General features: G+C 48.0%; 27 protein-coding genes. 15 read left to right on the forward strand and 12 right to left on the reverse strand.

Annotated features, from left to right (window positions below):
• Positions 1-431: 431 nt before the first annotated feature.
• Positions 432-905 carry an RNA-binding protein gene (locus R3187_RS16245; RefSeq protein ID WP_318968113.1) on the forward strand — a complete coding sequence of 158 codons (474 nt, stop codon included), beginning with the start codon at positions 432-434 and terminating at the stop codon, positions 903-905.
• A 167-nt stretch (positions 906-1072) separates the two neighbouring features.
• Positions 1073-2161: a tRNA (uridine(54)-C5)-methyltransferase TrmA gene (trmA, locus tag R3187_RS16250; RefSeq protein WP_318968114.1), complete on the forward strand. Its 1089-nt coding sequence runs from the start codon at positions 1073-1075 to the stop codon at positions 2159-2161.
• Here the strand turns inward: trmA and fabR are convergent.
• Positions 2158-2769: an HTH-type transcriptional repressor FabR gene (fabR, locus tag R3187_RS16255; protein ID WP_318968115.1), complete on the reverse strand. Its 612-nt coding sequence runs from the start codon at positions 2767-2769 to the stop codon at positions 2158-2160. The two genes, trmA and fabR, sit on opposite strands and share 4 nt — an antisense overlap.
• A 95-nt stretch (positions 2770-2864) precedes the next feature.
• Between fabR and R3187_RS16260 the strand changes: the two genes are divergently transcribed.
• The 3 genes from R3187_RS16260 to R3187_RS16270 all read left to right on the forward strand — a co-directional run bounded on the left by R3187_RS16260 (position 2865) and on the right by R3187_RS16270 (position 6987).
• The gene (locus tag R3187_RS16260) at positions 2865-3983 is read left to right on the forward strand and encodes an acyl-CoA desaturase (protein WP_318968116.1); all 1119 of its coding nucleotides are present in this window, start codon (positions 2865-2867) and stop codon (positions 3981-3983) included.
• An 88-nt stretch (positions 3984-4071) separates the two neighbouring features.
• Complete coding sequence (gene sthA / locus R3187_RS16265; RefSeq protein WP_318968117.1) at positions 4072-5493, forward strand: Si-specific NAD(P)(+) transhydrogenase; 1422 nt, start codon at positions 4072-4074, stop codon at positions 5491-5493.
• A gap of 126 nt (positions 5494-5619) precedes the next feature.
• The gene (locus R3187_RS16270; protein WP_318968118.1) at positions 5620-6987 is read left to right on the forward strand and encodes a TonB family protein; all 1368 of its coding nucleotides are present in this window, start codon (positions 5620-5622) and stop codon (positions 6985-6987) included.
• Positions 6988-7032: 45 nt separating this feature from the next.
• Here R3187_RS16270 and hemE read toward each other — a convergent pair whose 3' ends face one another.
• The 3 genes from hemE to nudC all read right to left on the reverse strand — a co-directional run bounded on the left by hemE (position 7033) and on the right by nudC (position 9289).
• Positions 7033-8115 carry a uroporphyrinogen decarboxylase gene (gene hemE / locus R3187_RS16275; protein WP_413229036.1) on the reverse strand — a complete coding sequence of 361 codons (1083 nt, stop codon included), beginning with the start codon at positions 8113-8115 and terminating at the stop codon, positions 7033-7035.
• 213 nt (positions 8116-8328) lie between these two features.
• Entirely contained in the window at positions 8329-8493 is a 165-nt protein-coding gene (locus R3187_RS16280; RefSeq protein WP_318968119.1) for a hypothetical protein, read from the reverse strand.
• Positions 8480-9289 carry an NAD(+) diphosphatase gene (nudC, locus tag R3187_RS16285; protein ID WP_318968120.1) on the reverse strand — a complete coding sequence of 270 codons (810 nt, stop codon included), beginning with the start codon at positions 9287-9289 and terminating at the stop codon, positions 8480-8482. The genes R3187_RS16280 and nudC overlap by 14 nt, the downstream gene beginning before the upstream one ends.
• Positions 9290-9466: 177 nt before the next feature.
• Here nudC and rsd point away from each other — a divergent pair, with 177 nt between their 5' ends.
• Positions 9467-9952 carry a sigma D regulator gene (rsd, locus tag R3187_RS16290; protein ID WP_318968121.1) on the forward strand — a complete coding sequence of 162 codons (486 nt, stop codon included), beginning with the start codon at positions 9467-9469 and terminating at the stop codon, positions 9950-9952.
• Between the two features lie 59 nt (positions 9953-10011).
• Here rsd and R3187_RS16295 read toward each other — a convergent pair whose 3' ends face one another.
• Positions 10012-10740 (reverse strand): FKBP-type peptidyl-prolyl cis-trans isomerase, encoded by a 729-nt coding sequence (locus R3187_RS16295; RefSeq protein WP_318968122.1) that lies wholly within the window; start codon positions 10738-10740, stop codon positions 10012-10014.
• A gap of 155 nt (positions 10741-10895) precedes the next feature.
• Between R3187_RS16295 and R3187_RS16300 the strand changes: the two genes are divergently transcribed.
• Together R3187_RS16300 and R3187_RS16305 are read left to right on the forward strand one after the other, a co-directional pair.
• On the forward strand, positions 10896-11816 hold the full coding sequence (locus tag R3187_RS16300) for a hypothetical protein (RefSeq protein WP_318968123.1): 921 nt from the start codon (positions 10896-10898) through the stop codon (positions 11814-11816).
• Positions 11809-12036, forward strand: coding sequence for a SlyX family protein (locus R3187_RS16305; RefSeq protein WP_318968124.1), 228 nt, complete (start codon positions 11809-11811; stop codon positions 12034-12036). The genes R3187_RS16300 and R3187_RS16305 overlap by 8 nt, the downstream gene beginning before the upstream one ends.
• A gap of 29 nt (positions 12037-12065) precedes the next feature.
• On the opposite strand, the gene R3187_RS16310 is transcribed toward R3187_RS16305, so the two are convergent.
• Positions 12066-12272 (reverse strand): YheV family putative zinc ribbon protein, encoded by a 207-nt coding sequence (locus tag R3187_RS16310; RefSeq protein WP_318968125.1) that lies wholly within the window; start codon positions 12270-12272, stop codon positions 12066-12068.
• A 100-nt stretch (positions 12273-12372) separates the two neighbouring features.
• Here R3187_RS16310 and R3187_RS16315 point away from each other — a divergent pair, with 100 nt between their 5' ends.
• From R3187_RS16315 to R3187_RS16325, 3 genes are all read left to right on the forward strand, one after another.
• Entirely contained in the window at positions 12373-14280 is a 1908-nt protein-coding gene (locus R3187_RS16315) for an ATP-binding cassette domain-containing protein (protein ID WP_318968126.1), read from the forward strand.
• Positions 14273-14773 (forward strand): TIGR02444 family protein, encoded by a 501-nt coding sequence (locus R3187_RS16320; RefSeq protein WP_318968127.1) that lies wholly within the window; start codon positions 14273-14275, stop codon positions 14771-14773. The genes R3187_RS16315 and R3187_RS16320 overlap by 8 nt, the downstream gene beginning before the upstream one ends.
• An 88-nt stretch (positions 14774-14861) precedes the next feature.
• Entirely contained in the window at positions 14862-15008 is a 147-nt protein-coding gene (locus R3187_RS16325; RefSeq protein WP_318968128.1) for a DUF3149 domain-containing protein, read from the forward strand.
• A gap of 27 nt (positions 15009-15035) precedes the next feature.
• Here the strand turns inward: R3187_RS16325 and fdxA are convergent, their stop codons facing one another.
• The 3 genes from fdxA to R3187_RS16340 all read right to left on the reverse strand — a co-directional run bounded on the left by fdxA (position 15036) and on the right by R3187_RS16340 (position 15936).
• Positions 15036-15359, reverse strand: coding sequence for a ferredoxin FdxA (gene fdxA / locus R3187_RS16330; RefSeq protein ID WP_318968129.1), 324 nt, complete (start codon positions 15357-15359; stop codon positions 15036-15038).
• A 78-nt stretch (positions 15360-15437) separates the two neighbouring features.
• Positions 15438-15722 carry a type II toxin-antitoxin system RelE/ParE family toxin gene (locus R3187_RS16335; protein ID WP_318968130.1) on the reverse strand — a complete coding sequence of 95 codons (285 nt, stop codon included), beginning with the start codon at positions 15720-15722 and terminating at the stop codon, positions 15438-15440.
• Positions 15715-15936 carry a TA system antitoxin ParD family protein gene (locus R3187_RS16340; RefSeq protein ID WP_318968131.1) on the reverse strand — a complete coding sequence of 74 codons (222 nt, stop codon included), beginning with the start codon at positions 15934-15936 and terminating at the stop codon, positions 15715-15717. The genes R3187_RS16335 and R3187_RS16340 overlap by 8 nt, the downstream gene beginning before the upstream one ends.
• Positions 15937-16101: 165 nt before the next feature.
• On the opposite strand from R3187_RS16340, the gene R3187_RS16345 reads away from it, so the two are divergent.
• Both R3187_RS16345 and R3187_RS16350 read left to right on the forward strand, forming a co-directional pair.
• Complete coding sequence (locus R3187_RS16345) at positions 16102-17076, forward strand: RHS repeat-associated core domain-containing protein (RefSeq protein WP_318968132.1); 975 nt, start codon at positions 16102-16104, stop codon at positions 17074-17076.
• 20 nt (positions 17077-17096) lie between these two features.
• Positions 17097-17336: a hypothetical protein gene (locus tag R3187_RS16350; protein ID WP_318968133.1), complete on the forward strand. Its 240-nt coding sequence runs from the start codon at positions 17097-17099 to the stop codon at positions 17334-17336.
• Positions 17337-17456: 120 nt separating this feature from the next.
• Here R3187_RS16350 and R3187_RS16355 read toward each other — a convergent pair whose 3' ends face one another.
• Positions 17457-17675 carry a hypothetical protein gene (locus tag R3187_RS16355; RefSeq protein ID WP_318968134.1) on the reverse strand — a complete coding sequence of 73 codons (219 nt, stop codon included), beginning with the start codon at positions 17673-17675 and terminating at the stop codon, positions 17457-17459.
• Between the two features lie 341 nt (positions 17676-18016).
• Here R3187_RS16355 and R3187_RS16360 point away from each other — a divergent pair, with 341 nt between their 5' ends.
• On the forward strand, positions 18017-19651 hold the full coding sequence (locus tag R3187_RS16360; protein WP_318968135.1) for an NAD(P)/FAD-dependent oxidoreductase: 1635 nt from the start codon (positions 18017-18019) through the stop codon (positions 19649-19651).
• 5 nt (positions 19652-19656) lie between these two features.
• On the forward strand, positions 19657-20463 hold the full coding sequence (locus R3187_RS16365) for a CLCA_X family protein (protein ID WP_318968136.1): 807 nt from the start codon (positions 19657-19659) through the stop codon (positions 20461-20463).
• Here the strand turns inward: R3187_RS16365 and R3187_RS16370 are convergent.
• Positions 20443-21801: a diguanylate cyclase domain-containing protein gene (locus tag R3187_RS16370; RefSeq protein WP_318968137.1), complete on the reverse strand. Its 1359-nt coding sequence runs from the start codon at positions 21799-21801 to the stop codon at positions 20443-20445. The two genes, R3187_RS16365 and R3187_RS16370, sit on opposite strands and share 21 nt — an antisense overlap.
• Before the next feature lie 85 nt (positions 21802-21886).
• Positions 21887-23440: a GMC family oxidoreductase gene (locus tag R3187_RS16375; protein ID WP_318968138.1), complete on the reverse strand. Its 1554-nt coding sequence runs from the start codon at positions 23438-23440 to the stop codon at positions 21887-21889.
• Positions 23441-23448: the final 8 nt, after the last annotated feature.

The following is a 23448-nucleotide window of genomic DNA, read 5'->3' on the forward strand; positions in this document are numbered from 1 at the left end:
TCAAGCGTGATAAGTTGTCTTTTTTACTAAACAGCTTGTCACATTTGACCCTTTGTTACTAATCCCGCTTTTCAGGGCTTTCGTTGCCACCTTGAAGCGAGGGCGCCATTTTAGTGATTTAAACCTGACTGTCAAGGGTCTTTTTGAAAGATTTTTGCAATCCGGCTTATCTCACCTGAAGCCTGCTTAGCGCAGCACCCCTTGGCATGGCGCGCATTATAGGGCGTTTTAGACGTGCTGCAAGAGTCAAATAGGTATTTTTTTTCGTTTTAGCTATCAAATGCCTATTTATCACACTTTTTGTCTGTTTTTATTGCAGTGTTATTTGTTATAACGGAATTTTTTCTATTGGCTGCTTAAGATCTAACCGCTAATATAGATTTGCTTATGGTAAGTAAGCTCTTTTTCTCTGTATTTAGGAAATAATTATTATGTTACCAACGTTACGTGCTTCATTACCTTATACCCTGGCATTGGCCGTGCTGGCTTATTTTGCTTTTGCATTCTTTAACCTGGAAATTAATCAGGCCTGGTTTGTTGTGATCGGTGTTTTGCTGGCAGGCATTCTAGTACCCGTATTGGTCGATGTGAAAGGAGCAGCAGAAACTACCAGCGAAGTCCCCACTCAATTCGACGGCGAGACTGCCACTTTGTATGTCGGTAATCTTCCCTATCGGGCAAACGAAGATGCTGTTAAAGAGTTATTCTCTTCATATGGTGCGGTTAAAAATGTCCGATTGATGAAAGATCGGCAAACCGGTCGGCGACGTGGGTTTGGCTTTGTTGAAGTTTCAGCTAAAGATGCCGCTAAAATGATCAATAAACTTAACGACTTCGAATTTCAGGAAAGAACATTAAAGGTACGCGAAGCAAAAGAGCGTCAGGAAGACGACAGTCAGCAATAAGTAGCGTCAACCAAATCGTCTCTCGCAAAGTACTTCTTTATAACGCCGGCATTCAGTCGGCGTTTTAACTATTATATCAGTAATAGCTGACCGTTACTTTAACTTGGGTTTGCGTCACAGCCAAAAACGCCTAAAATAGCCGCCTTTTAGTCCAAGCAGAGACGATTATGCGAATAGGTCAGGTTTTTCCAGCAGAATATCAAACTCAGTTAGCTACCAAAAAGGCTCTGTTGCAAGATCTTTTCGCATCTTATGCTTTACCCGAAATCGAGGTCTTCCAATCTGAAGCAGAGCATTATCGGCAGCGCGCTGAATTTCGGATATGGCATGACGGTGATGATATTTACCACGCAATGTTTGATCCTGAAACCAAACAAAAGGTCCGGATTGACTATTTTCCTGTGGCCTCGAAGTTGATCGCAGACTTTATGCCGGTATTACTTAAGAAAATTCAGTTTAACCACTCACTTCGTTATAAGTTGTACCAAGTCGATTATCTGGCAACCTTATCAGGTGAACTGTTAATCAGCATGATTTATAAAAGACAACTTGATGAGCAGTGGCAGCAAGCTGCGCAGGCTTTAATCGCAGAATTACTACCCGAATGGCCAGTTAAAATTATCGGCCGGGCCCGCAAGCAAAAGATTGTGTTAAGTGATGACTTTGTCACAGAGCGCTTTGCTGTTGGCAGCAAGACCCTGGCATATCAGCAGGTAGAAGGCAGTTTTACTCAACCAAATGCCGGCGTAAATCAACAAATGCTTAACTGGACCGCCCGGATAGCCAGCCAACTTCAGGGAGATTTGCTGGAGCTGTATTGCGGTAATGCCAATTTCTCTCTGGCATTAGCGAACTATTTTAAGCAGGTTGTTGCGACTGAAATTTCAAGAACATCAATTAAATCAGCGCAATACAATATATCGCTTAATAATATTGATAATGTTCAGGTATTACAAATGTCTGCCGAAGATGTATCAAAAGCACTGGTAGCAAGCTCAGCTTTAAAACATATTGACCTGGCCGGCATGACATTGAACACTGTGTTGGTAGATCCCCCTCGTGCGGGTTTAGACCCGGACACTTTGCAACTGATCAGCCGTTTCAACGATATTATTTATATCTCCTGTAACCCAGAAACGCTGGCCGACAACATGCAATACCTGAGTAAAACACATCAGATTGTAAATGCGGCATTATTCGACCAGTTTCCCTACAGCCATCACGTTGAAACCGGACTCTGGCTGCAAAAACGCTAACTTTTAGCCTTATTTCTGCCATAACTGGCTGCGCCATGGGCAAGCCAACGCAATTGAGTGACCGTGCGACTGGTTAAACTGGCATATTGTTCAGGCGGCGCGTCCAGTGCATCAGCTCCGGTATGAAATACCAACGTGACCATTGCTTCGGCCTGCAGTTGTGCCAACTCATCAGGGCAGGCTGTTTCCTTTCGCAGGTAATGTGCCAGCTCTGCAGAGAAATGCTGAATTTCGCGAGCCACTGCCGCACGAAAAGCAGCGGATGTACCTGAACGCTCTCGCAATAATAATCTGAAAACGTTACTGTTACCGGTTACAAACTCCATAAAGGTTTCGATAGAGGTGCTGATAACGCTGCCGTTTTTTTCAATTCGTTGCCGCGCCTGACGCATTAATTGACGTAGCATCAAACCTGCCTCATCTACTAATGTTAAGCCCAGTTCGTCCATATCAGCAAAATGGCGGTAAAATGACGTAGGTGCTATACCTGCTTCGCGGGCTACTTCCCGCAAACTTAAACTGGCGAAACTTTTTTCCGCACTTAACTGAGAAAAAGCGGCTTCTATTATAGCCTTACGTGTTTTTTCTTTTTGTTGCGCTCTGCTCACGGACCATCCTACAGAAAAAATAGCTATTTTATACCTTGACCTGTCCCTGCTGGCTAGTTAAATTGGCGTACAGTTGTAAGCTCAAAGTGCCCTTTATGAAAAAAGCCCCTATTATCTGGACCACCACTATCTTATTCAGCGTTACGTTTCTTGTCGCAGCAATCGCTGTGCCGTGGTATGCCGTAGCGGTCGGGTTTGGCTGGTTCGAAATTATCGCCACCATTTTAGCGCTTGGCTACTGCGGTATGTCAATCACTGCAGGTTATCATCGTTTGTGGGCGCATAAAACCTATGATGCCCATCCGCTTATGCAATGGCTTTTTGCTATTGGGGGCGCTTTCGCTTTGCAAAACAGCGCGCTGCATTGGTCGTCCGATCACCGCGATCATCACCGTCACGTCGATAATAACGACAAAGACCCATACTCTGCGGGTCGTGGCTTCTGGTACAGTCATATCGGCTGGATGTTGCGTGACTATCAGGGCGATGTTTATAACGATTATTCTAATGTCCGTGATCTTCAGAAAAATCGTATTGTCGCGTGGCAGCACAAGCATTATCTGGTGCTGACGATAGCGACCAACCTAGGTATTCCGGTATTACTGGGCTTGATAAGCGGCAATATGCTGGGCATGATTCTGAGTGTTGGCGTGCTAAGACTGGTATTAAGCCACCATTTTACATTCTTTATTAATTCATTAGCCCATATCTGGGGTAACCAACCTTATACCGACAAAAACTCTGCGCGCGACAATGGCATACTTGCTTTTCTGACGTATGGTGAGGGTTACCATAATTATCATCATATATTTGAGTATGATTACAGAAACGGTATTAAGTGGTGGCAGTTTGATCCCACTAAATGGTTGATAAAAACGGCCAGTTTTATCGGCCTGACCCGCAACCTGCGCACAGTACCGGAAGAACGTATTGCAATGGCGAAAGTTAAAATGCAGCTATTACGGGCCCAGCAAAAAGCTCAGTTGCTGCCTAATTCTGAACAGCTGTTACAGTTGCTGGAACGGGAGTATGAACTCCTGGTAGCCAGGATGCAGGATTTCTATCTGCTGAAAAAGCAATTTGTCGTCCAGAAGAAGCAAGCCTTAATTGAGCAATATCAGTCTGCTGACTTTAAGCAACGTTATCGCGAGTTCAAATACCATTTGCAGCAACAACACCGGCATTGGCAAAGGCTGACAGCTGCTTTCCACTGATATTGAAAAAGAGGCTGCGGCCTCTTTTTTTGCTATAAAGACCTGTTATGCTGGCAAGTAACAGATTGCACTAAACAAGGCGACACTTGTGACCGAGAAAAAAATAGCTAAGAAAACTGTTTATGATTATGACGCCATAGTTATAGGTACCGGTCCCGGGGGCGAGGGTGCAGCGATGTATCTCGCCAAAAGTGGCCAACGAGTTGCAGCCATTGAACGTTATAAATCGGTTGGTGGCGGCTGTACTCACTGGGGAACCATACCATCAAAGGCATTACGGCACTCGGTTAGCCGATTGATTGAGTTTAATGAAAATCCGTTATTTCAACTCGATGACCAGCACACCAGGCTGACTTTCTCACAGATTTTGAAGCATGCCGCCGGCGTTATCCGTAAGCAGGTAAAATTAAGAGCCGGTTTCTACGACCGCAATCTGGTAAAAATACATCAGGGAGAGGCGCGTTTTGTTGATGCCCATACTCTGGAAATTACCGATGCTGAAGGCAGCAGCTATATGCTTACAGCAAAAAATATCGTAATAGCTACCGGCTCAAGGCCCTACCGGCCACCCCAGGTCGATTTTAATCACTCACGAATTTACGATAGCGATACTATTCTGTCGCTGGCGCACGAGCCGAAACACGTCATTATATACGGTGCAGGGGTTATTGGCTGTGAGTATGCCTCTATTTTCCGTGGTCTTGGTGTAAGAGTTGATCTGGTTAACACCCGGGATCGCTTACTTTCTTTTATGGACGCAGAGATTTCAGACTCACTTAGTTATCACTTCTGGAATTCCGGTATGACCATTCGACATGGTGAAGAGTTTGCTCAGATAGAAGGACATGAAGATGGCGTCGTTCTGCACTTACAATCTGGCAAAAAAATGAAAGCTGACTGTTTTCTGTTTGCTAATGGCCGCACTGGTAATACCGATATGTTAAATCTGGCGGCAATACAGCTGGATTCGGACAGCCGGGGGCTGGTTAGTGTTAACGCCAGTTATCAGACCAGCATTGACAACATTTATGCTGTCGGTGATGTGATTGGCTATCCCAGCTTAGCCAGTGCAGCATACGATCAGGGACGTCTTGCTGGGGAGGCTATCGTCAAGGGGAATCTGGATGGGCACCTGATCGCCGATATTCCTGTTGGCATTTATACCATTCCTGAAATGAGTTCAGTAGGTAAAACCGAACAGGAACTCACCAATGCAAAAATACCCTATGAAGTGGGTCGGGCCCAGTTTAAACATCTGGCCCGGGCACAAATTGCCAATACCAGTGTCGGCAGTCTGAAAATACTATTTCACCGTGAAACCCTTGAAATACTCGGTATCCACTGTTTTGGTGAGCGGGCAGCTGAAATTGTTCATATCGGTCAGGCCATTATGATGCAAACAAACGGCGGGAATAATCTGAACTATTTTGTGCATACAACGTTTAATTATCCCACTATGGCTGAAGCATACCGGGTTGCAGCATTAAATGGTTTAAACCGGCTTTTTTGATTAAGGAATAGTGAAGAGATTTAACCAACTGAAATAAAACAAAATAATTATTTTTGTTTTGCCTGATAAATCATTGTAAACTCAATGAAAGAATAAAATTTTGTAAGAAAGTCGTGGAGACATATTATGCCAATAGTTCGTATTAGTCTGGCTTGGATTGCAATTTGTTTCTCCTGGCATGCACTTGCAGATTTTCCTACTGCAAAATCGTTGTTTGAAAAACAAGAATACCAACTGGCAAAGCCCCGGCTGGAAAAGCTGGCTGAGTTAGGCCATGTTGAAGCACAATATCTGGTATCAAGAATTTATGCTGAAGGCCTGGGTACTGATGTAGACAATAATAAAGCTTACGCATGGACTTTGATTGCCCGCGATCGGGATCATGCAGAAGCTGCAGAAAAGTATTTAGCTTTAAGACGCAAACTTGAATCACGCCGCGATGGTAAGGAAGCGTTTACAGAACTTAACAGTAAATACGGCAAAGACGCGCTATACGGCAACTTATATCCGATTGCCAACAGGTTTGTCGTCGGAAGTTTTGCAAAGATAAAAGCAATCCGTCAGGACGAACCAAACTTTCCTACTTATTTTGAGCGCGGTGGCGTGTCTGCCTGGGCGGTTGTCCATTATGATATTAATGAAGACGGTAAAGTAGAAAACGCCAAGGTAGTGGCGTCTTTTCCGGTAGATGGTATTAATGAGTATGTGCTGCAGGCGGTAAATAACTGGCGGTTTGAGCCGCCAAGAGATTTATATGGCGATACCAAGCGACTGGAAATGCAATTACATAGTTTTCAAATCAAAGCGTCTCAGGGCTCTCAGTCACGCCGGTTTAACCGCGATAATCAGGAATACCTTGATGCAATCGCTGCAGCAGCACAGGCTGAATTTGCAGAATATCAGTATTTATATGCCATTCTGGCTGAGAGTAATATTGTTAAGACAGAAAATCCGCTGGAGTGGTATCAGAAAGCTGCAATTAATGGCCATCAAACTGCCCAGTATCGATTAGCACAGTGTCTGATAACCGGTAATGGGTGTGAAAAAGACCGTAGCAAAGCCGTCAACTGGCTGGCCGTTGCAGCAGAAGGTGGTAACCCCAAAGCAGCCTATTTGCTGGCACAAGAGCTACTGGATAGTAATAATGTTAACTATGAACCACGCAAAGCTGCGCGCTATCTGGAGCTGGCAGCACTGCAGGAATATATGCCAGCCATTGCAGATTATGCGTCACTGCTGGCAATGTCAGATGACCCCCAGATTTATAACCCCAATAAAGCGGTTAGCCTGGCGGAACAAGGCCGTGCTATCGACCCAAACCATCCGGACCTGTTATCGACTCTTGGCGTAGCCTTTATTGAGCTGGGCCAGCAGGGACGAGGCGAAGCTATGTTACAACAAGCTATAGCTGAAGCCAAAAAACGTAGTTGGGCCACCCAGAACTTTGAAGATTTATTGCTGGATTATCAGACCTCTGTCGCTGGGACGAACTAATAAAAAGGCCATCTGATGATGGCCTTTTTATTATTCTTTATCTTTTTATTTGTCTTTGTCACTGGTGTCCAGATGATAGGTGCGGCTTAACGACTGTACCGCATCAATAAATACCCCTGCTCGCTCAGGATCAACATCGGGCGTAATACCATGCCCCAAATTAAACACATGGCCTGAGCCCTGGCCAAAGCTGTCTAATATTGATTGCACTTCCTGGCGGATCCGCTCCGGAGAGCCAAGGAGTACCGACGGGTCCATATTGCCTTGTAGCGCAACTTTATCCCCTATTCTGGCACGGGCGTTACCAACATCAGTCGTCCAGTCCAGGCCAACCCCATCACAACCAGTTGCAGCAATTAGTTCTAACCACTGACCACCATTTTTAGTGAACAAGGTTACGGGCACTTTGCGACCGTCAGCCTCGCGGGTCAAACCATCAACAATAGTTTGCATATAGCTTAATGAAAACTCTTTATAGTCGCGTGGTGTCAGGATGCCACCCCAGGTATCGAATATCATTACGGACTGCGCACCCGCAGCAATTTGTGCATTCAGATACAGCACGACACTCTGCGCCAGCTTGTCTAACAGCATATGCAGTATTTCAGGTTCGCTGTACATCATCTTTTTAATAATGCTGAAGGTTTTGCTACCGCTACCTTCCACCATATAGGTTGCCAAAGTCCACGGGCTGCCGGAAAAGCCGATAAGCGGCACGCTGCCGTTCAGCTCACGCCTTATGGTTCGTACGGCATCCATTACATATTTTAATTCCTGCTCCGGATCAGGCACCGGTAAATTAACCACATCCATAAAGTCACGGATCGGACGTTGGAACTTAGGACCCTCGCCCTCACCAAAATACAGACCTAAACCCATTGCATCAGGAATGGTTAAGATGTCGCTGAATAAAATAGCAGCGTCCAGAGGATATCGACGTAACGGCTGCAATGTCACTTCGCAGGCCAGTTCAGGATTCTTACACAGCGACATAAAGTCACCTGCCACAGCGCGGGTAGCACGATACTCGGGCAAGTAACGACCTGCCTGGCGCATCATCCAAACGGGTGTCCGGTCAACTGGCTGCTTTAACAGTGCTCGCAGGTAACGGTCGTTTTGTAACTGCATAATTCTCTCGCCTTCAATAAAATCTGCGCAAGTTTACCATCTGTCACTGCCTGACTCTAGGCTATTAATCTGCAGTTCATATTTTTTGTGATCAGTGCTTGTATCCATTAACACTATCTGTTATAAACTACTTGCGCTAGTGAAGAATTATAAGCGAGAAGCCTGATTTACAGGACCATGCTGTACCAAGTTAAGCCACATTTTGTGGCTTTTTTATTTGCTGCCATCCATGGCGAAAACCCTTATGGGCCAACGCTCCGCATTGTTAAAAATCACTCCAGATGATTTTTTATTTGCTGCCATCCATGGCGCAAACCCTTTGGGCCAACGCTCCGCATTGTTAAAAATCACTCCAGATGATTTTTTATTTGCTGCCATCCATGGCGAAGTTTCGTTGCTGTAGATGCCTGATAATCCTGCCAGACAAGGTTTCGGCAGGTGGCACATCCGGTAAGTTATTTAAGTCAAACCAGGCGGCTTCAGCAATCTCATTAGGCTGACATACAATATCACCGTCCTGATAATCTGCCGTAAAGCCGGTCATTAAAGAGTGCGGAAATGGCCAGGGCTGGCTGCCGACATAACATAAATTAGTAATATCCACCCCCACTTCTTCTTTTACTTCACGCGCTGCCGCCTGCTCCAGGGTTTCAGCCGACTCAACGAATCCTGCAAGGATTGAAAAGAAGCCGGCTTTGTGGCGGGTAGACCGTGCCAGCAGTATTTGTCCCGGCCGGGTAATACCGACCAGCACGCACGGGGCAATTCGCGGATAACAACGATGACCACATTTGCTGCATAACGCTGCCAGTTCCCAGTTTACCAGGTGCATAGCACTGCCGCACTGGCCACAAAAGCGGTGTGTCTGCAAAAATAGCGCGACCTGCAGCGCCCTCGCTGCCAGCTGAAACAGCATTTCATTCTGAGTCAGCAAACTGCGGGCTGAATGCCATGATGATTCATCCACTATCTGATCATGATCTACCACTAAATAGCAGGGTTGCTGTTGGTAATGTCCCAACCGGCAAATCTGCTCAGGTTCCGCTGCAATCGTTAAATTTGCTAAGGTGCCTTGCGGCACCTTGCCCTCAGCTGTCAGATACAAGCGGCCTTTATTAACAACGAACCAGAATCCAGGTTGGCTGTTTGTCAGCGTTATACTGTGCTTTATCATGCAAAGGTCCTTGATTGACGTACTCTATTAGTTACAGATTAGTGTGCTGTTGTTATGATACGGCTTGTGCACTGGGCTGACCAATAAAAAAATGGTTGATTTTTAGTGTGAAATTCTTTTAATTAGAGGTAGCAGAATTTTTACTGCTCCTAATTTACTGCTCTTAAGGAGAAGGCAATGTACCGTCGTGTGCAACAAGCGCAACAAAAGTGGGGAGGGTCGTTAACTGCGATAGATAACTGGCTTGACGAGCGTCAACAGCTTATTGTCAGTTATTGCAAGTTAGCTGGCCTACCGCCATTTGAAAAGGACCGCCACACGCTGCCTGCTCAGGAGAAAATTCGCGAATTCTGTCAGCTGCTAATGGATTATTTATCTGCCGGTCATTTTGAAGTCTATGAACGTATCGTCGATCAGTGCACGGTAAATGGCACTGACTCCCGCCAATTAGCCGATAGCTTATATCCGAAAATTTCAGTATCCACTGACTTAGCGCTTAGTTTTAATGACGCCTATGCGGATCATTTAAGCACACGTAACAGCGCGGCATTCGATCGTGAACTTTCTGAGCTGGGCCAGGCATTAGAAGAGCGTTTTGAACTGGAAGACGAACTGATTGATACGCTGCACGCTAAACACACCGATGCCAGTGTATCAGCCTGACTGAACGTCAGCGAATAACAGGAGCGACAACCACAAGGTTGTCGCTGCCAGAGTTGTGATTATTCGCTGGTAACAATTTCCAGTAATTCCACTTCAAATACTAAAACACTGTGTGGGGTAATAACACCCATATCGCGCTCACCATAAGCCAGTTCAGATGGAATGGTGAACTTGTACTTTGAACCTACGTTCATCAGCTGAACCCCTTCTGTCCAACCTGGTATCACCCGGTTTAACGGAAATTCAGCTGGCGCATCACGGTCATACGAACTGTCAAATTTAGTACCATCAGTTAACGTGCCGGTGTAATGCACTTTTACCACATCGGTAGCCGCCGGTTTCGGGCCATCGCCCTGTTCCAGTACTTCGTACTGTAAACCAGAATCAGTAACCGTTACCCCTTCCTTGCTGGCATTTTGTTCTAAATAGGCTTTTCCGGCAGCGATCACTGCTTCAGATTCGGCCGCGGCAATTTCAGCTTGCTTAGCACGGTACTGCTCGTCCAGACTGGCCAACAGCTGTTGAATTTCGTCATCGCTGACACTGGATTTACCCGCCAGACCGTCTTTGACGCCTTGCATGATTAAATCACTATTTAAATCAACGGCAATTTTGTCATACTCCTGGATAGTGCTCTCCAGGTAACGGCCTGCAGACACACCAAGACTATAAGCCTGTTTAGCTTGATCGGTGTCTAATGCAGGTGCTTCAGGTTGCTGTTCTTTCTGGCAGGCTGTTAACGTTAGCATTGCCACGGCAATCAGTGATAATTTGGTTGTTACGCGCATTCATTTCTCCAATTATTGGCAGCCTGGCTGCAAAAGTGTGTTTTAATAATCCGTCAGATTCTGACCTATACTAACGGTTTGTGCGAATGAGGTTAACACCCGCAATGAAATATCCTGTGCTTTTTCTCACTTTTTTACTCTCGTCTTGTACAAAAGTGGAAACAACAGCACTGCAGCAATGGCAACACGTCGCTCAGGGCAGTTATGCAGCTGAGATCGCCGATAATGGCAACTTCGCTGTGGTCTCTTCGGTGGAGCATGGTGTTGCCTACTGGGATCTGGAGCAAAACGCACTGAAATATCAGTGGCAACACGACCCGGAGCAGGAAAACCTGGTATTCAGCCTGGCCATCAGCCCGGATAACAGCCATGTACTGACCGCGGATCAGCACACCTTTGCGCTGTGGCGCACAGACACAGGTCAGAATGCGGGTTTCTGGCAACTTGATCAGTCAACTGTGCGTGATATCGCCGTGTCTGCCAACGGCGCTCACCTACTGATAGGGAAAAGTGATGGCGCGGTGCAACATATCACGCTGTCGAGCGGCCGGCGCCTGGAGTTTCTGGGCCACAGTGAAAAGATTAACAGCGTGGCAATGTCACCTAATGGTCGCTACGCCCTGACCGGCAGTAACGATTATCAGGCTTACCTGTGGGATACTGACAGCGCTCAGATTATTCATACATTCAGCCACCCCAGCCGGGTGAGCAAAGTTGCCTTAGATCCCAAAGGTCGCTATGCCTTTACCGCAGATAGCCAGAGTCTGGCCAGGATCTGGGATATCCAAACCGGAGCACTGGTCAGTAAGCTGCAAATTACGGCCCGCCAGCAAGTGTTCAGTGCGGTGCGCTTTAGCGCTGATGGTAACTATTTACTTACCGGCGCCCCCACCCGTAATGCTGCATTATGGCGGGTAAGTGATGGCCAGGAGCTGCAGCGCTGGCGGGTAATGCCGCGGGATGGCAGCCGGCCAGCCGGGGCTGTGGTTCATGCAGTAGCATTCTTAAGCCCAACACGTATAATTACCGAAAGCTCCAGTGGCTTCGCCGAGGTATGGGAAATTAATTATGACTGAGCATGATGCTGCAATGCAGCAACAACTTATTGAGCTGGAAAGTAAACTGGCGTTTCAGGAAGACACCGTCCAAAGCCTGAATAATGAATTACATCAGCATCAGCAACGGATTGAAAAATTACAGCAACAGGTGATGTTGCTGGCCGAGAAGCTCCGGCAGCTCCCGGATGATCAGGGCATCTTACGCCCTGAAGAAGAGCCACCTCCACCGCACTATTAACAGCAACAGGCAGACTTAGCGCCAGCGGGCTATTCCGGTTTAAACACCCCAATCACCTGCTCACTGGCGCGGCTCGCTTTGCTTACCTGCTGCTCCGGTTGCACCATCTGATGGCCGCAACTGACACATTCCACTTTTTCGACGTTATTTTCCAGAAATAACATCATAGTGTCCATAGCGTGACACTTCGGACAACTGGCACCGGCGATAAAACGTTTTTTCTTACGAACAGTCATAGTTATCTCAGTTTGTTAGCGCCAATTTTCTGCGAAGGCCTTGGTTTATGCTGGTTATAGCGTAAAGTTGGCACCTTAGTTCAGTATTACAGGTAAAAGCATGATTCAGTTACAGCAGGTTGAACTGCGCCGCGGCCCACAGGCTTTGTTTACTCAGGCCGATCTTACCGTATTTCCGGGGCAAAAAGTCGGAATTATTGGTGCCAATGGCTGCGGTAAATCCAGCTTGTTTGCCTTGCTGCAGGGCAAACTGCATGCTGATGCAGGTGTGGTAAGTATACCGGAGCGTTGGGTTATTTCTACCGTTGCCCAGGAAACCCCGGCGCTGGATTGCAGCGCTATGGACTATGTTCTGCAGGGCGATGAAAAATTATTCCCGCTGTTACTTAAAGCCCGCAGCCAGTGCAGTGACACTGATTTGGGCGCCGTGCATTTGCAAATTGAAGCCCTGGATGGCTACCGGGCAGAAGCAAAAGCCGGTGTGCTGCTTGATGGCCTGGGTTTTAGCGGTGATGCCCAGCAACGGCCGGTTAAATCGTTTTCCGGTGGCTGGCGGATGCGCCTGAATCTGGCGAAAGCGCTAATGCAACCTGCCGAATTATTGCTGCTGGATGAACCGACCAACCACCTTGATTTAGATGCCGTACTCTGGCTGGAAAAATATCTGGCTAACTATCAGGGCACCTTGCTGCTGATAAGCCATGACCGCGACCTTCTGGATGCGGTAACCGATAACATCGTCCATATTGAACGTCAGACCCTGACTTTGTATAAGGGTAATTACAGCCAGTTCGAGCGTCAGCGCGCTGAGCAGCTATCGCAGCATCAGGCCAACTTTGATAAACAACAGCGTCAGGTTGCTCACCTGCAAAAATTTATTGACCGTTTTAAAGCGCAGGCCACCAAGGCTCGTCAGGCTCAAAGCCGGATTAAAGCGCTGGAACGGATGACCATACTGGCCCCGGCCCATGTTGATTCGCCGTTCAGCTTTAGCTTTCGCGAGCCAAAATCGTTACCTAACCCACTTCTGAAAATGGAACATGTTCAGGCCGGCTATGCCGACAACATTATTTTAAGCCAGATTAAGTTTCAGCTACTGCCCGGCAGCCGGATTGGCTTACTTGGCCGCAATGGTGCCGGTAAATCTACCTTAATTAAATTACTGTCTGGCAGCATGGCACCACAAAGTGGCGAGATCTGGTACGCTAATGGGGTAAGTTTAGGTTATTTTGCCCAGCATCAGCTGGAAACGCTGCGCCCGCAAGATTCACCGCTGCAGCATCTGGTGCGGCTGGACCCTTTGGTACCCGAGCAAAAGCTACGTGATTTTCTGGGAGGCTTCGGTTTTCATGGTGATAAAGCGCTGGAAGCCTGCGCGCCGTTTTCCGGTGGCGAAAAAGCCCGGCTGGTTCTGGCATTAATTGTCTATCAGCGCCCTAACCTGTTACTGCTGGATGAACCCACTAACCACCTTGATTTAGATATGCGCGAAGCCATTGTTATGGCGTTGCAGGAGTTTGAGGGCGCTATAGTTATCGTCTCGCACGACCGGCATCTGCTCAGCAGCTGTACCGATGAGTTTTATTTAGTCGCCCATGGCCGGGTCGCGCCATTTGACGGGGACCTGACGGACTATTACCAGTGGCTGCAACAGGACGCCCGGCAAAGCGCCAGCAGCAACCAGCCAGATACACCTGCCAGCAGCACTGTTATCCGTAAAGATCAGAAACGGCTGGAGGCTGAGCTGCGTAATCTGCTCAGGCCACTAAAGCAGAAAATCGAAAAACTGGAGCAGCAACAACAAAAGCTGACCACAGAGTTGGCCGCTATTGAGGAAAAAATGGCCGATCCGGAGATCTACAGCGCTGAGCGCAAAGCCGAGCTGACCGCACTACTGGCCAAACAAGCCACGGCCAGCAGCAATCTGGCCAGTATTGAAGAAGACTGGTTTATGGCGCAGGAAGAGCTGGAACAGCAAACCAGCCTGTTCTGGAACAGCAATGGCTAACCGCAGTAAAATGACTGAAACGCTGACAGCAGCAGCGCTGTGGCAGTTTAGCGTGGCGTTTTATCCAGAGGTAAAGTCAGTGTGCCTGCAGTGGCAGGACGAACTGGGCGCTAACGTCAACCTGCTGCTGATGCTGTGTTACTTAGAACGACAACAGCTGAGTATCGGCCGGCAACAGCTACAGCAGCTGCACGCTGAGCTGGAAGGCTTTAGTGCACGCTTTACCCGGCCACTGCGTCAGTTACGCCGCAGTGTCAGCGAAAGCGGCCTAGATGCGGCTATGCAGCAACAGCTAAAGCAAACATTACTGGCCAGCGAGTTGGAACTGGAGCGGCTGGAACAACAATTACTGCTGCAGCATTGCCCTGCGCTTGCTGTAAACCCGGTACAAGTATTGGAACTCTATCTGCAATTACTCAACGCCGATGCCTCAGCGGACGCAGCAATGGGGCAATTAATTGATCTGCGTCAAGCCTTGGTAAAGTTGAGTTAAACAGCCAGGTAAACTTTGATCTGTATCAGCTAAACCTGACCGCACTTTACCTACACTTACCCTGACAACGCAGCAAGAGGGTAACGTTATGAACCTGTGGCATGAATTTCTAAATGATCCGGTGATCTTTATTTCATTTAGCGGCCTGGCCATCGTCATTGGCTTGTGTCTGTTTTACGCAATTTATTTTATTTATAAAATTGACCACGATACACCTGAGTCAGAGCAGCATTAAACAGGGCGGGCAACAGGAAGTGTTAAGCTAGGTTTCCAGATAAATTATTTTGTCCGGTACGCCATTCCAGGCGTCGGCATCGGCTGGCGGAGCGTTTACTTCGCGAATGTTAGGCCATAACTCCGCCAGTTCAGCATTTAGCTGAATAAAGCCTTGCTGGTCAGCGGGCACTTTATCTTCCTGTACTATGGCATTAGCCGGGCACTCTGGCTCGCACAGGGCACAGTCGATACAAATAGTCGGGCTTATCGCCAGAAAATTCGGCCCTTCAAAAAATGCATCAACCGGGCACACTGCCACGCAGTCGGTGTATTTGCATTTAATGCAGTTATCTAATACCACAAAGGCCATAGTGTCTTGCTTCCCATTGTTGCAGGCTGGCGATCATACTGTAGAAAACTCCAAAAACAAACACAGACAAGTGTTTGATCAGCGCTTCATATCCCGGTAAAAGTTTTCATGTGAGCCCAGATTTAGCAGCTCCAGGATCACCGCGCCATCCTCATAACTGTAACCCAGCAAGGTTAATTGCTTTACCATATTAAATTTATATACGCGCAGATAGGCCAAATCGCCGCGCTTTTTTTCACCGAGTAATGGGTTATCGATTAACGCTTTTACAGCGTTATCCAAGTCTGCTTTCTGATTGGGCTTTAATTTCTTTACGGCTTTGTTAAATGTTGCTGTTTGTAATACCTGCTCTATCTTAGCCAAAGGTGTAAGCCTCAAGCTGGCCAGCGTCTTTTTCTGCTTTAGCAAGCATAGCTTGTTGTACAAATTCGTAGGATAAATCCGGGTTATCTTCCATCATGCGGCCGATTTTCGCCCAATGCTCAATTTGTTTGGCCGCAGAGCGGGATTGCGCAGAACCGACGATCTTGGCTCTTTCTACCAAAGTATCTTCCAGCCTAATACTTGCCGTTGTCATGGCTACCTCCAAACTATTTTTCACCGCCCAATTGTAGCAGAATGCCACAGATGTACAATATTGAGGCAAGCTCGCTGATAATGTATCAGCAACCACCGCTAACTTGTATCAACGCTTTGCAACTACACCATTTTTCCCAGTTGGTTTTGTGACCGATTTATCTGTTTGAGGCAGGTTAATGGCGCAACTACCTATTCTGTTTACGATCGTTCCGGCGCCTTAGTTACCAGAGACGACGTAACAACTGGCGAAACAACAGAGTATGTGGCGGGGCCCAACGGCACTTTTGCTAAGTATGATGGAAGTGTTGTTACTTATTTGCATAACGACATCGTTGGCAGTGCCGTTAGCGGAACCTATTCGGCTGGTAACGTAACCTGGCGGCAAAAACACACGCCGTTTGGTGAGGAATTAAATGCCGTTGCTGCTAATAAAGATGAAATTGGTTTTACCGGCCATATCAAGGATTCTGATACGGGCCTGAACTATATGCAGCAGCGATACTATGATCCAGTTATCGGTCGGTTTTACAGCAATGACCCTGTGGGCTTTACCGCCAGTAACCCGATGATGTTTAACCGCTATGCGTATGCCAATAATAATCCGTATAAGTATATCGATCCGGATGGGAAAGAGCCTATCAACTTTAACTCTCTTTTCCCACAAGCTAGAGAGAAGGAAATTATTAGTCAAATTTCTTATGGAGTTATGGACACAGCTAAAGGTGTACCCGGTTTTGCTGGAGATGCAATGCTATATGTCGGTTCTGGAACTGGTAGGGCATTTATGGCAAATTCAGGTAATTTTGCTACGTTGGCTAGTTTCATCCCTGGGTACGGTGCATTAGCTGTAGCGACAACATTTGGTGTACTTCACATGGTTGAAAGTGGCAGTTTTGATGCGCTTGCTGGCTTAGCTGCAGGAGAGTTGGCTCAAAATCAACTAGACAAAGTTAAAGTTCCATCTAGGTTTGGTCCATTAGTAAAGTGGGCGGGAGCACAATATGTGTCTAATGAGGCTTCAGAAGGAGTTAAAGCTCATGAACAAAATATGCGCGCTACTCAGGAGGCTAATGGAACTGACTCTGGAAGCCCACCGGTAGTTCAAGTTGACACGTCACACAGGCTTAGAAAGGAATGAGAAGAAAGTTAAGGCTAGTTATGAAATTAAAAGAAAAGCTAAATCTACGAAATCTAGTGATTCTGGTATTTTGTATTTGGGGAGCACATGGTTTAGTGGGCAATATAAAAAATGGTGATATACATATAAAAGCCATCACATTTTCTCGTGTGAATGAGCCGATATTTTTTTGGTTTTTTATAGTGTTTGGTTTTTTTGGAATTTTTTGCTTACTTTATATCGTTTTCTTTGGTACCACTGAGAACGACGAAGATATTTGACGGTCATAAGAATCAATAGTGTCAGGTTCATTGATTTCTTCAGGCTAAAATTGATTCGGTAGAAGCTTTGAATCCAAAGCCTCTCCCTCACCAGTAACTCGGTGTCGGCGGGGCTTTTTGTTACCAAAAAAGGCAAAACTCTTCAGCAAACTCGCCATCTTTCCAGTGGCCAATAGACTTTTTGCCATCTGGTGTGGTTCGAACAAGGTGATCTGGGTAATCTGCCACTTTGCCATATAGCGCCTGCCCCTGAGCCAACAACTCACGGTTTAATTGTCCAGATTGGCTGTCACGCTCGACCTCTTCAGACAAGGCCAGTACATCAAGCTTATTGGTCACAAGGTTACTCCCTAAAGATAAGGTTTAACTATCTTGACTGAATGGTAGAGGCAATGCCGTGCCTGGCGGCAAAGGACTGAAGTTTCTTGACCTAAAAACTCATATCTCGCTTGTAGCGGCAGAAGAAATTGATGGCTGCATCATCATTGCCATAGATAGATAGCCCGGACATCATTTTCGCCTGCTCCGATTCAATGGCTGACATCTTTTGCTCAGAGGTGAACAGTTGAGCTCAAGAGCAAAACCCTTGCGGACAATCAACTACGCTTAGCGTAAAATAGCGCCATCTTGTGAGCGGCGGGCCTGTTGCCTGATCGCAATGACACCGATACGGAACCTCTATGCTGCGCCTGACTGAAATTAAACTACCGCTAAACCATGATGAAAATGCACTAACTGCTGCCATTTTAAGTAAATTACAGATACCTGCGAAGCAGCTGCACAGTTTTACCGTGTTTAAACGTGGCTTTGACGCCCGTAAGAAATCTGACATTCAGTTGATTTATACTCTGGATTTAGCAGTTGATAACGAGGCGCAGCTGCTAACCACCTTTGCCGCTGATCAGCATGTTAAACCTTCGCCTGACACCAGTTATAAGTTTGTCGCTCAGGCCCCGGCTAAGTTGAGCGAGCGGCCCATTGTCATTGGCCTGGGTCCCTGTGGCTTGTTCGCCGGTTTATTGCTGGCACAAATGGGCTTTAAACCGATTATTTTAGAGCGTGGTAAAGAAGTGCGCGAGCGTACCAAAGACACCTTCGGTTTCTGGCGCGGCAAAGAATTAAACCCGGAATCAAACGTGCAATATGGCGAAGGCGGTGCCGGTACCTTTTCTGATGGCAAGCTTTACAGCCAGGTGAAAGACCCGAAACATTATGGCCGCAAAGTAATGAGTGAATTTGTCGCGGCCGGCGCACCCGATGAAATAATGTATGTCAGTAAGCCGCATATCGGTACCTTTAAGCTGGTGGCGATGGTAGAGAAAATGCGGGCGAAAATTATCGAACTGGGTGGTGAAATCCGCTTTAGCAGTAAGGTAGAAAAACTGCATATTGATAATGGCCAGCTGACCGGGCTAACTCTGGCCAGTGGTGAACAGTTGCAAAGCCGGCATGTGGTGCTGGCCGTTGGCCACAGCGCCCGTGATACGTTTCAAATGTTATATGATCAAGGTGTCTATATCGAAGCCAAGCCATTCTCAATAGGCTTCCGGATAGAACACGAGCAATCGATGATTGATGAATGCCGCTTTGGCCCAAATGCCGGCAACCCGATTTTAGGCGCGGCTGATTATAAACTGGTGCACCATTGCAGCAATAACCGCACCGTATACAGCTTCTGTATGTGTCCGGGCGGCACCGTGGTGGCGGCAGCCTCGGAGCCTGGCCGGGTAGTCACCAATGGCATGAGCCAGTATTCAAGGCACGAGCGTAATGCTAATAGCGCCATAGTGGTCGGGATAGACCCCGAGCGCGATTACCCCGGCCACCCGCTGGCAGGCATAGCGCTGCAACGCCAGCTGGAAGAGCAAGCCTTTAAACTGGGCGGTGAAAGCTATCATGCGCCGGCGCAGTTAATTGGCGACTTTTTAAAAGGTAAGCCGTCAGCCGAATTGGGTGAAGTTAAGCCTTCCTATACCCCGGGTATCACCTTAACGGATTTAGCCCAGGTATTACCTGATTTTGCTATTGCCGCGATCCGCGAAGCGATACCGGCGTTTGACCGGCAGATTAAAGGCTTCGCCAAAGCTGATGGTTTATTAACCGGAGTCGAAACCCGCACCTCGTCGCCCATCTGCATTAAACGCGGCAGCGACTATCAAAGCATTAATGTCAAAGGCCTGTATCCGGCAGGTGAAGGCGCCGGCTATGCCGGTGGTATTTTATCCGCCGGTATTGATGGCATTAAAGTGGCCGAAGCACTGGCGCTGGCGATGCTGGATACTGTTTCTGATGCCGATAACGCCCCAACAGCATAACTGAAGTGGCAGACGGACTTAGCCGGCAGTACTATCGTAACGGCCCGCCACACCGGGCCGGCGCTGATGTCAGTTTTGGTGACTTGGTTAAGATTTTTGGCTTTAACAGCATTCATATTGGCCGCTGGGTGCAACGTGATGAACAACAGCAGGCCGCTAATTTATTTTTTGATGCGCTGTGCGACTTGCAGCTGTTACTGCAGGTCCCCGAGCAGGTTATTTCGCTTAACGGCAGCCTGGCTTTAACATACGGTATAGGCGGCCAGCGTGGCGTTTGCGCCCACTACCAGCCACAGGGGCGTATTTTAGCGCTGGCCAAAAATGCCGGTGGCGGCAGCCTGGCCCATGAATGGTTTCATGCCTTTGATCACTATATTGCCGGTAAAATGTTCTGCCTTCTGCCATCAGCAGACCGCTTTGCCAGCCGCTGCTGGCTGGATGGTATGGCGGTAAAGGCCCACCCGTTAAAAGAGCTGCTGCAACAGGCTTTTCAAACTTTGTATTTATCTGACAATGGCCAGAACGAAAGCGATTTTTTCAAACAATGCCGCACGCTGGATGCCACGCGCCAGCAGCTTTATCTGGCCATGCCGGAAGAAATGGCCGCCCGGGCCTTTGAAAATATGCTACAGCGTCAGCCATTAAAAAACAGCTTTCTGGTCGCCGGCACTTTACAAAGTAAAGCCGCTAAAATGGGAATTTATCCAAACGAGCGACTAAGTCTGGCACTCAGCCAGCTTTGGCTGCCCTATTTCCGGGCTTTAGGCGTTAGTTTGCGTGCTAAAACATCGTTAATTAGTGGCACGGTTTAATAATAATATGCCATCACTTAGCACCACCTTATTGCCACCGGCCTTTTTTGCCTGATACATCGCCGCATCGGCATACAATATAAGCTTTTTCTGGGTTGAACCATGTTCCGGATATAAGGCAACCCCAATGCTGGGATGAATACTCAGTTGCTGGTCATTAATCAGATAAGGCTGGCCCAGCGCCTGGCGAATATGTTGCGCCAGTTGCATGGCGCTGGCGGCACTACTTACCTGCTCCAGTAAAACCACAAATTCATCGCCACCAAAGCGGGCAGCCGTATCCGTTTGCCTGATTGACTTTAGCAGGCGCTGGGCTGTTTGTTGCAGTAACTCATCACCCACATTGTGGCCAAAACTGTCATTAATGAGCTTAAACTTATCTAAATCAACATAGAGTAATGCCAGGCTTGCTTGCTCGCGCTCTGCCCTGGCCAACGCTGCATGTATCCGGTCCTGAAATAGCTCCCGGTTAGGCAAGCTGGTTAGCTGGTCATATAAGGCATGATGCTTTAACCGGGCCAGCATCTGCTGCCGCTCGATAGAAACCGCTACCTGGGTAGCGACAAATTCCAGCATATCCAGATCAGCGTTACTGTATGCCGGTGCCTGAACTGTATTCTGCACCAGCAAAACGCCAATAATGCCACTGTGCGTTTTCAGCGGTACCGCTAAGGCATTCAGGTCAGCTGCTACCGCAGTCAGGTTCCTGGCATGCTGACCATAAAATAGTTTGCTCTGGCCGCTGGCGATTACCTGATGACAAAGCTCTGAAGTTAAACTCTGCTTGGTTAATGACGCTGCGCCGGTACTGCTATAACCAAAGCTCAAACCATTTTGGCTGTCGTGGCGGGCTATTATAAAGCTGTACATAGGCATTAAGCCGGCAATAATCTGATGAATTTGCAGGTAGAGCTGGTCGATGTCCTCTGCGGCAAACGCCGCTTCTGCTATGGCATAAAGCGCTGCCTGGCAGCGCTGAGCATGTTTCAGACTACTGATATCGCGGGCAACCGCAACCCGTTGCTGCTTATCTTCCGACCAACGGGCCGACCACAGCAGATGCACTACGCTGCCATCTTTGCGGATATAGCGGTTTTCAAAATCCAGTTTCACAGCGCCCAGGTTAATTTGCTCGGCCGTGGCAAGGGTTAACGGTTGGTCATCCGGATGAATAAATTCCAGCATCGAATGACCGAGCATTTCCTGCGGTGTATAACCAAAAATGCGCTCTGCGCCGGGGCTGATAAATTCAAAGCAACCATCTTTATCTACCACACAGATAGCATCCAGCAATAGGTCTATATAATTGCTTAATACCGTATAGCTGGGCTCGGTCATAATCATCTTCGCAGATTAAAAGCGCTGTCAACCGGTATGGGTACCGGCAGTTGATTAACCATAGCATGAATTTGGCAAAGGCCAACTATGCCTTGGTCAGCTCAGACAGCAAGCGCTGGCAATTACGCCAGGTCATACCGTAAATAGTGAGCTGTGGATTGGCGCCCAGGCTGGTAGGGAGAATAGAACCATCGAATACTGATAAGTTCTGCAGCTGATGATGGCGGCCCTGCTGGTTAACGACCCCTTTAGCCGGATCAACACTCATATTGCAGCCGCCCATAACATGGGCTGAAGCTACCGTTTGCCGGTATTTCTGTATGGGCAGATTATTAATAGCAACTTTGGCTTCGCGCCAGCTGTTATATAGTCTGGCGTCATGATGGATTGGTAGCACTTGCTCAGCACCGGCCGCAAACTGCAATTCAGCCATTGATAACAAAGCTCGGCGGGCGCCCTGCCATAAATACTCTGTTAGCGGATAATCGAGCACTGGTTGCTGCTGACTATCCAGCATTACCCTGCCCCCCTGACTTTCTGGATGAAAACCATCGCGCAGCAATGCTATCGTCACCTGTAGCTGGTTAAACTGCTGCATTAAAGCCGCGTGCTGCTGGCCGCTGCCGGTAAGCTTAGTCGCCATTAAAACCGGATGCACCGGCGCAGCTTCCAGCTTATAACCAATATCGCTGCCATCGGGCCAGACAAACTGATCGGAATAGACCGACTGCGGCGCCCCGGCATGGCCGTTAATCTGTTCAGTAAACAAGGCACCGCTGATAAGCGATGGATGCAGATAAGTGTGCCTGCCGAGCCGGCCGGACGGATCCGGCACCTCTGAGCGCAGCAAAATAGCTGGCGAGCCAATAGCGCCCGCCGCCAGAATATAGTGTTTAGCCTTGATACCAATACAAATGTCGTTACGTGGCTGAAAGTGCTGGTTCACCGGCACTGCGTCAATACCGCGTATGCTATCACCCTGCCAGGTAAATTTACGCACTGACAGGCGCGAGATTAAGGTCGCGCCCAGGGCCAGCGCCGCGGGAATGGTACTGACCAGCATTGACTGCTTACCATTAATCGGACAGCCCATGCCGCAGTAGCCCAGGTTGGCGCAGCCATTGACATTGCGGCTGATTATCGTGTGCTGCCAGCCCAGGGCCTCGCAGCCTCGCTTAATGACACTGTTATTGCCATTCGGTGGCACCGGCCAGGGCCGGATATTCAGCCGTTGCTCGGCTTTGGCAAAATACGGCGTTAAGTCATTGCTACCGCTAAAATTCAGACCAAACTCGCTTTGCCAGTAATCCAGCGTTGGCTGCGGGGTGCGGATAGAGGTAGTCCAGTTAACAGTGGTTGAGCCACCAACAGTGCGGCCCTGTAAAATGCTGATAGCCTGATCCCGGGTTTTCCGTCCAGCGCCTTCCTGATATAAATTAGGGTAAGCCCAGCGCTCTTCCATGACAAAATCATCGCGGGTGTAATAGGCGCCTTCTTCTAACAACAGCACCTTCAGCCCTGCCTGCGCCAGTTGCTCAGCTGCAATACCGCCGCCGGCACCCGAGCCGATAATCACAATATCCGCTTCAAACTGCTGATCCTCAGTAAACTGGCTGGCGTCCAGGTGATTAGTTATCATTGTATGGT

Origin of the sequence: Arsukibacterium sp. (assembly GCF_033721375.1) — a bacterium.
In the GTDB taxonomy this organism is placed as follows: Bacteria; Pseudomonadota; Gammaproteobacteria; order Enterobacterales; family Alteromonadaceae; genus Alishewanella.